Here is a 12,180-nt window from a genome sequence, read left to right as displayed (position 1 = left end):
AAAGTAACTAAATAAAAAATACAGACTATCTTTACAAAACGGCTATTTAAAGCCATTTCTAAAAAGATAACCTGTACTAATCAAACCTATAAAACGGAGAAGGAGGGATTTGAACCCTCGCGCCGATTTCTCGACCTACACCCTTAGCAGGGGCGCCTCTTCAGCCACTTGAGTACTTCCCCAAAACGACATTTTTCCCAAAAAGGACTCCACAGGTAGGACTCGAACCTACGACCGATCGGTTAACAGCCGATTGCTCTACCAACTGAGCTACTGTGGAATAATCGCTATCAGCGCTTTTGCTCTGACTTTTTTTATTATAAAGATTTCAAGAATAAAAAGCAAGTGTTTCAAGAAGGCTTAATAGTGGTTTCTTGTAAATATTTCCATTTCCCTCCGCAATTACCACAGCGATATTTTTTCACATCAAATCGTCTTTGGCGAAAAATCTTCTGCTTACAAGTCAGACATTGATAAAGATGTCCCGCTTTCTCTTCCGGCAAGGCATGACAAAAACGTGGTGCGTCAACTTCTTTCAAAAGTTGCCGAAAATCGGTATCACGGTGTTGATAGCCTTTGCCTTCTAAATGAAGATGATAGTGGCAAAGTTCATGGCGCATAATTGCTGTAAAATAGTCCAGACCATAGGCATTTAAATATTTGGGATTCATTTCGATCGCATGAGAAGCGAGCAGATATCTGCCGCCGGTCGTTCGCAGTCTGGCATTGAAGCGGGCTTGATGCGTAAAGGGCCGCTTGAAAAACTGCAGCGACACGGCTTCCATGTGTCGCTGCAGTTCCGTATTCGTCATCACTTCGCTTTGCCTTCTGGTGCTAAGCGAGTCAATGCGATCCGATTTTTATTCAAGTCGACTTCTTCGACCCAAACAGTAACGATATCGCCTACTGAAACGACATCCATTGGGTTCTTGATAAATTGTTTGCTTAATTTGGAAATGTGGACTAAACCGTCTTGTTTTACGCCAATATCGACGAAAGCCCCAAAATCCACAACGTTTCTGACAGTTCCCTGCAATTCCATTCCTGGTTTTAGATCTTCCATTTTCACGATGTCTTTTTTGAGCAGCGGCATCGCCAATTCCTCACGCAGATCACGCCCGGGAGCGATCAAGCTGGCGATGATGTCTTGAATCGTCTCTTTGCCGACTTGGAGTTTATCAGTAACGGCTGCAGCATCGATCGCTTGTAAAGCGGTTTTTGCTTTTTCCGTGCCGATCTCCTCTAAGCCAAGACCTGCTTCTTGAAGTAATGCTTTTGCAGCATCATAACTTTCTGGGTGGATCGCTGTTTTATCAAGCGGATTTTTGCCCTCTAAAATACGGAGGAAACCGACACTTTGTTCATAGGATTTCGCTCCTAGTCGTGGTACTTTTTTCAATTCGGCACGGGAATGGAAGCCACCGTTTTCTTCGCGGTATTTACGAATATTCCCAGCAACTGTTTTATTAAGTCCAGCAACGTACTGCAATAAAGAAGCAGATGCGGTATTTACATTTACGCCAACTTGGTTTACTGCTGTTTCCACAACGAACGTAAGGGTATCGTTCAGCTCTTTTTGTGAGACGTCGTGCTGATATTGCCCAACACCGACAGATTTAGGATCGATCTTGACTAATTCTGCTAGCGGATCCTGGAGTCTGCGTCCGATCGAAACCGCACTCCGTTCTTCGACTTGATAATCAGGGAACTCTTCTCTGGCAATCTCACTTGCCGAATAAACACTTGCCCCTGCTTCATTGACGATGCAGTAAAATGCTTTGCTGCTACTTTCTTTTAATACTTCCACGATAAATTGTTCCGTTTCACGGGAAGCCGTTCCATTTCCGATCGCAATGACTTCGATTGGGAATTGACGAAGCAATTCTATTACTTTCTCTTTCGCCTCTGGACGACGGGCTTTTGCGGTGTGTGGGTAGATGACGCCGATGGTCAAGACTTTCCCAGTCGGATCCAGCACAGCTAATTTACAACCTGTACGATAAGCTGGATCGACACCTAGGACATATTTGCCTTTAAGCGGTGCTTGTAGCAATAGTTTACGCAAGTTTTCCGCGAAAATATGGATGGCATGTTCCTCTGCTTTTTCTGTCAATTCACCGCGGAGTTCTCGTTCGATTGCAGGAGCGATAAAACGTTTGTAAGCATCTTTGATAGCAGTATCCACGTATTGTGCTGCTTCTGAGTTGTTGTTTTGGATGATCTGCTTGTCTAAATAATCGAACACGCGAATCGTATCGATTTGAATACCGACGCGAAGAACGCCTTCTTTTTCTCCGCGATTAAAAGCAAGTGTCCGGTGAGATGCTAATTTATTGATCATTTCTTGAAACTCATAATACATTTCATAGACTGCTTTTTCATCTTTTTCTTTATCTTTCACAGTCGAGGTGATCAGCCCGTATTTGCGGGTAAAGTCGCGGATCCAGGTCCGGTATTTGGGATTATCACTGACTAGTTCAGCAATGATCTCATGAGCGCCAGCAAGTGCTTCTTCTGCTGTCGCAACTTCTTTTTCCGGGTCAATATACTTGGCAGCTTCAGGAAGTACTGCTTGATCTACTGGGAAAGTCAGCAACCAATCTGCCAGCGATGCCAATCCTTTTTCTTTGGCAATAGTAGCTTTTGTGCGTTTTTTTACTTTATATGGTCGATAAATATCTTCTAAAGTCTGCTGCTTGGTCGCAGTTTGGATCTCCTGTTGTAAACTGTCAGTAAGTTTTCCTTGTTCTTCGATCAAACGAATGATCTCTTCTTTTCGACCTTCTAATTTGGTCGTGTAAGCATACGCTTCTTCGATTTCTCTAATTTCTACTTCGTCCAGACTACCGGTTACTTCCTTCCGGTAACGGGCGATGAAAGGAACGGTATTTCCTTCCTCCATCAAACGAATGACTGCATCGATCTGTTTTGGTTTGAATTGTTGTAATTGCTTATGTAGCAATGCTTGGATAGATTGCGTATTTTGATTCATTTTTAAGCCTCCTGGTTGGTAGTACTTTTCTATTTTAGCATAGATATGTTGAGAAAAATAACAGTTTGCGGACAAAATAGATTAGAAATATCATTCTCAAGACGTAATCATTATCCCGATCGTTTGTGATACAATTAACATAAATAAACCAAATGGATATGAAAGGGGCTTTTCACTATGAAAATAAAAACGATCCAATCCTATTGGAGTGCAGCTGCTTTAGATGAAAAGGTAAATGATTTTTTGCTTTATTTGGAGAATAACAACTATGAAGTTTTAGAGGTGCAATCCGTTGCAACGATTTTCGTCTATCAGGCTACTATTATTTATCATTGATCCTGAGCTTGTGGCAGTAAAAAAGAAACGAATCAGTCATTCGTTTCTTTTGGTAAATTTTAACTATCACATCTTTGGGAATTGTCCCAATAAAAAAGTGACATCGTCGGAAGGCATATCAAGGATTGATTGTTCAATGATATTACCGACTTTATGCACGCATAACGGAGAATCCAAATAATATTTGATTCGTTTTAATACTAGACCATCGGAATGAATCAAAAATTTGGAACCCAGTTGATACCGGAAAGCTTGTTGACGTATCTGCATTTTCCTCCCAGATAAAAAGCCGGTCTTAGATAATGGATACACCATTTTGCCTTGTTCATCGATCATGAAAAAGCGAATATTGCCCAAGCCGATATATTGGACGGTCTGCGTCGCATAGTCTGCTTTGATGATCGCGATCGCCGCACCTCTCAAAGAGGCAACGGCATGATTCGCTTCTTCCAGCATATTGACAAGGTCATCGCTCTTGGAAAGCGGTAGAATCGCATCCACTGCACTTTGCGCCGCTTGATGTGCGTCTTTTCCGCTACCAAGTCCATCAGCTAAAATAAGAAAAAAACCGTCCTTATCTTCTTCTAAATGCCAGACGTCTCCACAAAATTTTTGCTTCGATTTAGACCGCTGAAATTTAAAAATATCTAATAATTGGTTGGGATCTTTTGATGATTCCATCAGTCCACTTCCTCATTCAGCAGTGCTTCCCGGAGTTTTTTGATTGCCTGACGCTGCACGCGTGATACGTGCATTTGAGAAATATCTAACAACTCGCCGGTTTCTTTTTGACTGCGGTTTTCGATAAATGTATATTGCAATATCTTTTGTTCCCGTTCGTCCAGTACTGGCAAGATTTTTTCCAAGATCATGCGCTGATTGACTTGTTCAAAACCTTCGTCCACTCCACCAACGACATCTAGCAAAGTAATGGTGCTACCATCAGAATCTGCTTCGATCGAGTGATCGACAGATAAGGCTTGATAGCTTTTCCCCATTTCCATTGCTTCCAAAATTTCCTCTTCTGTAGCTCCGATGAAATTAGCGATATCGCTGATCTGCGGCGAACTTTGCAATTCACGCGTGAGTTCCTCGACCGCATTTTTGATTTTTGGACCTAATTCTTTGATACGTCTTGGAACGTGAACGCTCCATGTTTTATCCCGCAAGAAACGTTTGATCTCTCCGACGATCGTTGGGACCGCAAAAGCTTCAAAACTTTTCCCAAAGTCTGGATCGTACCTTTTGATTGCTCCAAGCAAACCGATAACGCCGACTTGAACTAGATCCTCATGAAAGGATTTCCCTTGGGAATATTTTCTAGCAATGGATTCCACCAAATTATGATAATGGAGCACTAAATTGGTTTGCGCGTCATCATCGGCAGTTTCTTGATAAAGTTTGATCCACTCATATACTTTTTCTTTATTTTCCTTTTCAGGTCGAGATACTTTTGGCATTCTCCTCCACCTGCTTTTCATTGATATATTTGGTCATCACCACGGATACACCTTCATTTTGATAAAGTTTCACATCGTCCATCAATGCTTCGATAAGGAATAATCCTAATCCGCCAATCCGGATAACATCGGTATCTTCCCCGACACTGTAAGGGCCGATCTCTTGTTTTTTACTTTCAAAATCAAAGCTCTTGCCATTATCGGAAACGATGATCTCTAATTTATCTTCATAAAGATTATATTCTACTAAGATATTGCCTTCTTCCTCACCTTTAAAAGCATGTTTAACGGAATTCGTGATTGCTTCGCTGACCGCGATTTTCAAATCCTCGATAACTTCGTAAGAAAAGCCGGCACGGCTTGCCAAACCAGATAACGTTAAACGACCAAGGCTGATAAATTCAGGTTTTGCTGGTAGTTGCAGCGTTACTGTATCATACATTATTGCCATTTCGTTCACCCTCTACATTTTTGATTTCGATGATATCGGATAATCCAGTAATTTCAAACAACCGGTAAAGTCTGTCCGAAAGGCCGATTAGAATCAATTCACTATCATATTGACGCAAATTTTTAAATAAACCGACAAAAACGCCTAATCCTGTGCTATCCATGTACCCTACTTCTGACAAATCAACACGTAAAACGATATCAGCTTTATTTTGATATTTCTCTAACTCATTTTTTATTTGTGGTGCGGTGTAAGCATCGATCTCTCCGTTTATAAATGCTTCAATATGCTGACTATCGCGTTCTTTGACTTCGATATTGATATTCATTTTGTCACCTCATCTATTTTGTATACTCGTCCTTTTTACCCTGCTTCTTTTCTTTCCAAACATCGATCACTTTGTTCGTTTGATACAAATGATCGTAAAATCATCATGTAATTCAAAATTTTGCAGTTTGATCAATTTATTATAGACGGCTTCTGCGATTTTTTGAGCCGGCAAATCAACAAATTCAGAAAAAATATCTATCAGTGCTTCGCGATCGAGAAATCCATCTACTGTCCGCGCTTCTGTGACGCCGTCTGACATGATGAACAAAATATCACCTGCATGGATATGTTTGCTGAAAGTTCGGTATTTAGCGTCGCTATTCACGCCTAGCGGCAAGCCTTTCGCATAGAGGTCACTGAATTTCTGTGATTCATCGCGATAATATAAACCTAGCTCGTGTCCGGCAGAACTATATTGGAAAAGATGTTTTTCCGGTTCGTATAGGCCATAAAACATCGTAATGAACATATTGTCGTCCATATTTTCTTCGGCAACTTGGTTCAATGTTTCCAAAACGATATTCGGTTGCGGAGTTGTTTCCACGATCCCGGCAAGCGCGTATTTTATCATAGAGATCGTAAATGCGGCCGGGATCCCTTTTCCGATAACATCAGCAAGAGCCACGCCGATTCCTAAAGGCGTAGGCTCTGTAAAACTATAATAATCACCGCTCATTTGTCTGGCTGCTACACTGGTAACTCCGAAATCCACGTTATCCAGCACTGGAACTTCTGACTTCATCATCGTTTTTTGTAACGTTTCTGCTTGGGCGATCTCGTTTTTCAGTACTTTTTGTTCCGTCCGCAAACTTTGATGTTCTAAGTACGCAAGGCCGTAACCGACCATCGTTTCTAATAAAACATCGAAAGAAAGTTTGATATAGGGAGGGATCTCTACATCATATTCTTCTAAAACAGAACGATGCAGGTTGACGATCTCTTCCGGACTAATTTGATTTTCCATTGCTTCTCTTGTTAACTTCTCGCAGCTGTATAAAATCTCTTCGTCTTGATGTTCCAAATATTGAAACAGGATCTCACGGTATTTTACTTCAAATGTATTTTCCATAAATTATCCTCCTACCGAACCCATTTCAGTACAGTAATGGTTGTGCCTGTACTTTCTCCTTCTGCAATAGATTCGATATCAAAGCTGTCCATAAGACGTTTCACACCCGGTAGTCCTGCTCCGAGTCCTCCTGACGTCGTATAGCCGTCTTGCATGACTTTGCGAATATCTATTATTCCTGGGCCTTCATCTTTTGCAACAATGCGTAACCCTTGCTTTCCTACTTCTGATACTTTGTTGATGCTTATTTCTCCTCTACCCGCATACAAGAAAATGTTTCTTGCAAGTTCACTGATGGCGGTGGTTATTCTTGCTTGGTCTACTGTTCCGAAACCAATTTCTTTTGAAATCTTTCTTCCTAATTGTCTAGCCGCAACAATATCCCACTCGTTGATTATTTTTACAGAGGAATGGAGAGTCATAGGCTTATTCCCCCAATTCCTGTTTCAATTTTTCCAAGCCACTTTCGAGGTCCATGGCAGAAAGAACTCCGCCAAAAGTGATCCCTAGTTCCACTAAGGTAATGGCAACAGCTGGTTGTATGCCCGTCACAACAACCTTTGCTCCCATCAATTTAGACATATTTACAACGTCTCCCAAGATTTTGGCAATGAACGAATCGATAAAGTCAATGGACGTAATATCAATTACGACACCACGAGCAGATGTTTCATGGATCTTATTTAATAGGTCTTCTTGAAATCCTACCGCCGACTGGTCATCCAATTCGCTTTGGATAGAGATCAGCAAGCACTCCCCGAGTTTTAAAATTGGTATCCCCACAGTGTTCACCCCTCTTTAGTTACTATTTCTTTATTAGTAAGCGCTAAGGCGCGCTCGATTCCTTTTTTCATGGTATTGGTAGTAATGATCTGATCCAGATCTATACCTAGGTTGACGATCGTTTGTGCGATCTCTGGTCTGATACCAACCAGCATAGCTTGGCAGCCGACGAGTTTCACAGCTTCCGACGCTTGGATAATATGATGAGCAACCATCGTATCAACAACAGGAACCCCCGTTATATCGATCAACACTACTTCCGAACGATTTTTCACTACTCCGACAAGCAGATTTTCCATGATCAATTTGGCTCTTTCTGTATCGATCGTACCGATAAGCGGCATTACGGAAATATTTTCAAAGATCGGCAGGAGCGGTGCAGAAAGTTCTTGTAGAGCTTCTTTTTGGATCGACACCGTTTTTTCCCATGTTTCTGCATATGTATTAACAATGCGATTGTAGATTCCAAGGAACCATTTTTGCAATTGATAAAATGCGGTTTCTTCTGCTACATCTTTTGGTTCTTTAAATTTTTCTTCTTGGTGCATCAATTTATAGACCAATAGCCCGAAATTGCGAAGTCCTGCTGTTACAAATTGGATCGGCCAGCCTAGGTGGACGACTTTTTCCGCAAATTCATCGAGTCTTTCCGAAAAAGAAGCTTGATCATCCGTAATGTTAGAAACGATCAGCGCAACAAATTCTTTGCTGGTGTCCCGATAAACAAAATCGTTCACGACTTCTTGAATCAGCATATCTGGCTCCTGATCCATTTCTTCCATCCACTTTTCAAGTAGACCATCTTCGTTCAAGCGAATGAATTCGCCAAAATTTTTATACATGTATTTAGTCAACCTTTCTTTTTTGATTGTTATTCTCAGGGGGTATAAAAAAAACATAAGACCGAAAAAAGGATTTTTTCTATAATCTCTCATGTTTCTTTTTTCACTTAACTCTCAAGCGGAGAGAATCAAGTTGATATGTAGTGATTTGCGAATTTCAGCCTATTCCATTTCTTGATAGAGGGCGTATGTGTGGTTCAAAGATCGATCAATCCTAAACTGATGACCAAAGCATGATCTACTTTTCCCATCAATTCATCATCCAGATGTGTGATCTTGTCTGTAAGGCGCTGTTTGTCGATTGTTCTCACTTGTTCCAGTAAAATGACGGAATCCCGATCGAAGCCGTCTTTCCGCATTGCTTCTACGTGTGTGGGAAGCTTTGCTTTCTGGATCTTCGCTGTTATGGCCGCTACGATAACTGTTGGACTATGTCGATTCCCTATATCATTTTGAATAATAAGAACAGGCCTTGTCCCCCCCTGCTCGCTTCCGACCACAGGGGAAAGATCCGCGTAGTATACATCGCCACGCTTCACCATAAGGCTTAACCTCCTAATACACGAATATTTTTGTCCTCGGCTTCGGATTCTACGTGGGTACATTCGCAGGCAATCGCGAAGTTGATATTCGCCATTTCTGCATAACCGCGTTCCATTTCCACGCGTAGATCCCGGACTTTCTGCTGACTAATATATTGTTTCACTGCCCGATCAATAATTTCGTTCTTTTCGATACGTTGTTTTCTCGCAAGCACATCCAATTCACTCATTGTTTCTTGCGTAAGTTCGATAGACATCGTTGTCCATTCCAGTTTTTCTAACACGCCTCGCACCCCCAAAAGCTATCTCCGTATGACATTTTGATTCAAGCTACTTGTATCTTTGTATCATGCTTTGACATTATCATGTTAATTTCTGTTACAACGCAAGCAATAAAAACAGTTCACGGTTACATTATAATAGAAAAAGCCTCTAAAAGCACGCATTTTCTGTCGTTTAGTTATAAATACGAGGAATTCGCTCGGATAATAGACAAGTCACTTCATAGTCAATGGTTTCGATCTTGCGAGCTGCCTCTTCTGCCGTGATTTGTTTCTCACCGCTTTTTCCGATCAATGTAACTTTCGTACCTACAGGATAATAACGCGGAAGTCTGATAATAAGCTGATCCATGCAAACACGACCAACGATTTCCGCATATTCACCTTCCACTAATAAAGAGAAACCTGTGTACTTTCTGATCCAACCGTCTGCATAGCCGATTGGAAGCGTCGCTACCCATTCTTCTTGCGCCGCTTGATAGGTTGCACCGTAACTTACGCAATCACCTGCTTGCAGCTGTTTTACTTGGACGATCTTCGTATACAGAGATAATGCCGGCTGCAATTCAAATGGCAGAATGTCAGCGATCTCATCTGATGGTGTCAACCCATACATGGCAATACCAAAGCGAACTGCATTGAAACCAGTTTGATCGTGAAGGAGCGCCGCGCTAGAATTAGCCACATGAACAAAGCGCGGACGTGGTTTGATTTCGCTGAACAGTCCTTCAAATTTAGCAAGTTGTTCTTCATAGTAGGTTGTGTCTTTTTGATCAGCGGTTGCAAAATGGGTATAGATCCCTTCCCACTCTAAAAGTGGTTGTTCTGCTAGTTTGGTGCTCACTCGTTTGAGCGCTTCGCCATTACGAAAACCTAATCGGCCCATTCCTGTATCGAGTTTAACATGAAGTGAAAGTTTGGCAGTCAGCACTGGCAATTCAGTTAGCCAGTTTTCATCAAATAAGGTAAGCGAAATTTGTTTTTCTGCAGCCAGATTCGCATACTCGGCAGGAACCGCTCCCAATACCAGAATAAGTTCACTGGTAAAACCTGCTTCGCGTAATGCCAGTGCTTCATCTAAGATTGCTACGCAAAATCCATCTGCGCCTGCTGATTTTGCGATTTTGGCAACTTCGATGATGCCATGTCCATAAGCATTTGCTTTTACTACTGCCCAAACAGCGGTTTCTGCCGGCAGATGTGCCTTCTCATTTGTGATATTCGCGCGTATCGCGTCTCCGTTCACTTCGATCCATGTAGGACGATGCCATCCTGTAACCATATCAGTTGCCCTCTTTCCATTCGATAATGATTTGTGCCGCGGCCGACCTTCCTGTATGTGTGATACTAACGAAAACAGCCGTGTCCGTCTGCGTGGGTTTGACGACATGGGGCTTCCCATCCGCATCTTGGAGGATCTCGATATCAGTAAAATGGAGCCCTTTGCCAAACCCGGTACCAATTGCTTTCGCATAAGCTTCTTTGGCAGCAAATCGGCCTGCTAAATACTCGATTTGCCGTGCACCTTTGTATTTTTCATATTGCCTGATCTCAGTTGTTGTTAAGATCCGTTCCACAAAGCGGTTGTTTTTTTGGACCGCTGCTGCAACGCGGTCCAAATCGATCATATCGAGTCCAATTCCTTTTATCATAGTAATTCTCCTTGCAGATAACGAACGACTTCATGGCTCGCTGTTTGTGCATTGGCAATGCAATCGGGAATGCCCACTCCAGTCAAGCTCATCCCAGTATAATAAATGCCAGGATAATTTGCTGCTAAATTGGCTTCCAACTTAGCCAACTTTTCCAAATGCCCGATCGTATACTGCGGCATGGCGTGTTCCATGCGACTTACTTCAGCAAAAAGCGGCTGCGCAGTCAATCCCATCATTTCTTGGTAATCAGCCAGTACTTTTTGGATGATTTGTTCATCTGTAGCCGTCTCCAACCAAGTATCGCCTGATTTTCCTACAAACCCGCGAAGCAACATCTTTCCTTCCGGCACCATATGCGGCCATTTTTCTTGGACCCATGTGCAAGCCGTCGAAGCATAATTTGCTGTGCGTGCTACTAAATAGCCGGTTCCTTGAGGTAAAGCTGCCTTTTCGTCGTACGCGAAAGAGACAGTTGCCAGCGTAGTAAGTGGCTGGTCTTGAAAGGGAGCTGTGGTTTCCTCGTCTAAAATCGCTCGCAACACATCGTGTGTCGCTGCAATAATTACAGCATCTGCAGTTTCTACCGTGCCGTCCGCAAATAGCAGCTGATACGCTCCGGGCTTTTTAATAACCTGTATCACCCTTTTATCCGTGTGAAGCTGCTCAACTGGCAATTCGGCAACTAATGCTTCGATCAGTGTCTGTAAACCGCCTTTCAGTGTTCGGAAAGCCCCAACTGTATGCTTAGTTCCTGTTGTATTCAGCTTTACGTCACTTGGAGTCTTCAAGCCTTCCATCAAATTGCCAGCCTTGGATATCGCTGTTTCAAATTGCGGGAAAGTAGCGCGCAGACTCATTTTATAAATATCGCCAGCATAAATACCCGATAACAGCGGCTCGACGATTTTCTTTACCAATCCTTTGCCAAACCGTTTTTCAAAAAACTCACCCAACGATATATCCGCAGTTAACGGTTCAAATGGTCGTTTTTTTTCTTGCAAAGCCCGTTCTTTTTCTGCAGCAGTCAATAATTCGCTTTGCAGTAATGCAGCTTCATCAGTCGGAATCCCCATTACCGAGCCTTCAGGAATAGGATGCAACTGTTTGTCATGGAAAATAAAAGAACGGCCGGTAGCATTTGCGATCAGCTGATCCTCTAGGCCTAACTCTTTTATCAGACCGATCCCAGCTGGTTTTCTTGCTAAAAAGGAATCCGGCCCTTTCTCGATGGTAAAGCCTTCCCGGTGAACGGTATGAAATTTCCCACCTAAGCGTGAATCTGCTTCGTATAGGTCTACCCGGAGATCATTGGTTTTATTTAATTGATATGCAGCAGTCAGCCCCGATAATCCACCGCCGATAATTGCTACTCGTTTCATTCTGATACCTTCCTTCTGTTCTTATCCCTCTATTCTACCAAAAAAATAGCGTTTCTAAAA

16 protein-coding genes and 2 tRNA genes are annotated in these 12,180 nt (G+C 42.4%); 1 reads left to right on the top strand and 17 read right to left on the bottom strand.

What is annotated here, in order from left to right; genetic code table 11:
- Positions 1-94 precede the first annotated feature (94 nt).
- The 4 genes from HMPREF0556_RS01615 to HMPREF0556_RS01600 all read right to left on the bottom strand — a co-directional run bounded on the left by HMPREF0556_RS01615 (position 95) and on the right by HMPREF0556_RS01600 (position 2,992).
- A tRNA-Ser gene (locus tag HMPREF0556_RS01615) sits at positions 95-182 on the bottom strand.
- Positions 183-207: 25 nt separating this feature from the next.
- Positions 208-280 (bottom strand) — tRNA-Asn (locus HMPREF0556_RS01610).
- A gap of 70 nt (positions 281-350) precedes the next feature.
- Positions 351-812 (bottom strand): SprT family protein, encoded by a 462-nt coding sequence (locus tag HMPREF0556_RS01605; protein WP_003754856.1) that lies wholly within the window; start codon positions 810-812, stop codon positions 351-353.
- On the bottom strand, positions 812-2,992 hold the full coding sequence (locus HMPREF0556_RS01600; protein WP_003754854.1) for a Tex family protein: 2,181 nt from the start codon (positions 2,990-2,992) through the stop codon (positions 812-814). Before HMPREF0556_RS01600 ends, HMPREF0556_RS01605 begins: the two co-directional genes overlap by 1 nt.
- Before the next feature lie 177 nt (positions 2,993-3,169).
- Here HMPREF0556_RS01600 and HMPREF0556_RS13370 point away from each other — a divergent pair, with 177 nt between their 5' ends.
- Entirely contained in the window at positions 3,170-3,328 is a 159-nt protein-coding gene (locus tag HMPREF0556_RS13370) for a hypothetical protein (protein WP_003754852.1), read from the top strand.
- A gap of 66 nt (positions 3,329-3,394) precedes the next feature.
- Here the strand turns inward: HMPREF0556_RS13370 and HMPREF0556_RS01595 are convergent, their stop codons facing one another.
- The 13 genes from HMPREF0556_RS01595 to hemG all read right to left on the bottom strand — a co-directional run bounded on the left by HMPREF0556_RS01595 (position 3,395) and on the right by hemG (position 12,120).
- Positions 3,395-4,009 carry a PP2C family serine/threonine-protein phosphatase gene (locus tag HMPREF0556_RS01595; protein ID WP_003754851.1) on the bottom strand — a complete coding sequence of 205 codons (615 nt, stop codon included), beginning with the start codon at positions 4,007-4,009 and terminating at the stop codon, positions 3,395-3,397.
- Complete coding sequence (gene sigB / locus HMPREF0556_RS01590; RefSeq protein WP_003754848.1) at positions 4,009-4,788, bottom strand: RNA polymerase sigma factor SigB; 780 nt, start codon at positions 4,786-4,788, stop codon at positions 4,009-4,011. Before sigB ends, HMPREF0556_RS01595 begins: the two co-directional genes overlap by 1 nt.
- The gene (rsbW, locus tag HMPREF0556_RS01585) at positions 4,766-5,239 is read right to left on the bottom strand and encodes an anti-sigma B factor RsbW (protein ID WP_003754846.1); all 474 of its coding nucleotides are present in this window, start codon (positions 5,237-5,239) and stop codon (positions 4,766-4,768) included. The genes sigB and rsbW overlap by 23 nt, the downstream gene beginning before the upstream one ends.
- On the bottom strand, positions 5,223-5,567 hold the full coding sequence (locus tag HMPREF0556_RS01580; protein ID WP_003754845.1) for an STAS domain-containing protein: 345 nt from the start codon (positions 5,565-5,567) through the stop codon (positions 5,223-5,225). Before HMPREF0556_RS01580 ends, rsbW begins: the two co-directional genes overlap by 17 nt.
- Positions 5,568-5,633: 66 nt before the next feature.
- Positions 5,634-6,638 carry a PP2C family protein-serine/threonine phosphatase gene (locus HMPREF0556_RS01575; protein WP_003754844.1) on the bottom strand — a complete coding sequence of 335 codons (1,005 nt, stop codon included), beginning with the start codon at positions 6,636-6,638 and terminating at the stop codon, positions 5,634-5,636.
- 11 nt (positions 6,639-6,649) lie between these two features.
- On the bottom strand, positions 6,650-7,060 hold the full coding sequence (locus tag HMPREF0556_RS01570; protein ID WP_003754843.1) for an anti-sigma regulatory factor: 411 nt from the start codon (positions 7,058-7,060) through the stop codon (positions 6,650-6,652).
- Between the two features lie 4 nt (positions 7,061-7,064).
- The gene (locus HMPREF0556_RS01565; protein WP_036106099.1) at positions 7,065-7,421 is read right to left on the bottom strand and encodes an STAS domain-containing protein; all 357 of its coding nucleotides are present in this window, start codon (positions 7,419-7,421) and stop codon (positions 7,065-7,067) included.
- A 5-nt stretch (positions 7,422-7,426) separates the two neighbouring features.
- On the bottom strand, positions 7,427-8,263 hold the full coding sequence (locus tag HMPREF0556_RS01560) for an RsbT co-antagonist protein RsbRA (RefSeq protein ID WP_036106096.1): 837 nt from the start codon (positions 8,261-8,263) through the stop codon (positions 7,427-7,429).
- 197 nt (positions 8,264-8,460) lie between these two features.
- Positions 8,461-8,805, bottom strand: a complete 345-nt coding sequence (locus tag HMPREF0556_RS01555) for a type II toxin-antitoxin system PemK/MazF family toxin (protein WP_003754840.1) — start codon at positions 8,803-8,805, stop codon at positions 8,461-8,463.
- 5 nt (positions 8,806-8,810) lie between these two features.
- Entirely contained in the window at positions 8,811-9,089 is a 279-nt protein-coding gene (locus tag HMPREF0556_RS01550; protein WP_003754839.1) for a ribbon-helix-helix protein, CopG family, read from the bottom strand.
- Positions 9,090-9,261: 172 nt separating this feature from the next.
- A complete protein-coding gene (gene alr / locus HMPREF0556_RS01545; protein WP_003754838.1) occupies positions 9,262-10,368 on the bottom strand; it encodes an alanine racemase in 1,107 nt (368 codons plus the stop codon).
- Between the two features lies 1 nt (position 10,369).
- Complete coding sequence (acpS, locus tag HMPREF0556_RS01540) at positions 10,370-10,738, bottom strand: holo-ACP synthase (RefSeq protein ID WP_003754836.1); 369 nt, start codon at positions 10,736-10,738, stop codon at positions 10,370-10,372.
- Positions 10,735-12,120 (bottom strand): protoporphyrinogen oxidase, encoded by a 1,386-nt coding sequence (gene hemG / locus HMPREF0556_RS01535; protein WP_003754835.1) that lies wholly within the window; start codon positions 12,118-12,120, stop codon positions 10,735-10,737. Before hemG ends, acpS begins: the two co-directional genes overlap by 4 nt.
- Between the last annotated feature and the right edge of the window lie 60 nt (positions 12,121-12,180).

It is taken from the genome of Listeria grayi DSM 20601 (assembly GCF_000148995.1).
Taxonomy (GTDB): domain Bacteria; phylum Bacillota; class Bacilli; order Lactobacillales; family Listeriaceae; genus Listeria; species Listeria grayi.
Note: the sequence above shows the minus strand (reverse complement) of the source record. Positions and strands in the feature narration are given on the sequence as shown.

Coding starts and splice junctions, on each gene's coding strand:
- HMPREF0556_RS01605 (WP_003754856.1), bottom strand. CDS start 812: ATGACGAATACGGAACTGCAGCGACACATGGAAGCCGTGTCGCTGCAG.
- HMPREF0556_RS01600 (WP_003754854.1), bottom strand. CDS start 2,992: ATGAATCAAAATACGCAATCTATCCAAGCATTGCTACATAAGCAATTA.
- HMPREF0556_RS13370 (WP_003754852.1), top strand. CDS start 3,170: ATGAAAATAAAAACGATCCAATCCTATTGGAGTGCAGCTGCTTTAGAT.
- HMPREF0556_RS01595 (WP_003754851.1), bottom strand. CDS start 4,009: ATGGAATCATCAAAAGATCCCAACCAATTATTAGATATTTTTAAATTT.
- sigB (WP_003754848.1), bottom strand. CDS start 4,788: ATGCCAAAAGTATCTCGACCTGAAAAGGAAAATAAAGAAAAAGTATAT.
- rsbW (WP_003754846.1), bottom strand. CDS start 5,239: ATGGCAATAATGTATGATACAGTAACGCTGCAACTACCAGCAAAACCT.
- HMPREF0556_RS01580 (WP_003754845.1), bottom strand. CDS start 5,567: ATGAATATCAATATCGAAGTCAAAGAACGCGATAGTCAGCATATTGAA.
- HMPREF0556_RS01575 (WP_003754844.1), bottom strand. CDS start 6,638: ATGGAAAATACATTTGAAGTAAAATACCGTGAGATCCTGTTTCAATAT.
- HMPREF0556_RS01570 (WP_003754843.1), bottom strand. CDS start 7,060: ATGACTCTCCATTCCTCTGTAAAAATAATCAACGAGTGGGATATTGTT.
- HMPREF0556_RS01560 (WP_036106096.1), bottom strand. CDS start 8,263: ATGTATAAAAATTTTGGCGAATTCATTCGCTTGAACGAAGATGGTCTA.
- HMPREF0556_RS01555 (WP_003754840.1), bottom strand. CDS start 8,805: ATGGTGAAGCGTGGCGATGTATACTACGCGGATCTTTCCCCTGTGGTC.
- alr (WP_003754838.1), bottom strand. CDS start 10,368: ATGGTTACAGGATGGCATCGTCCTACATGGATCGAAGTGAACGGAGAC.
- acpS (WP_003754836.1), bottom strand. CDS start 10,738: ATGATAAAAGGAATTGGACTCGATATGATCGATTTGGACCGCGTTGCA.
- hemG (WP_003754835.1), bottom strand. CDS start 12,120: ATGAAACGAGTAGCAATTATCGGCGGTGGATTATCGGGGCTGACTGCT.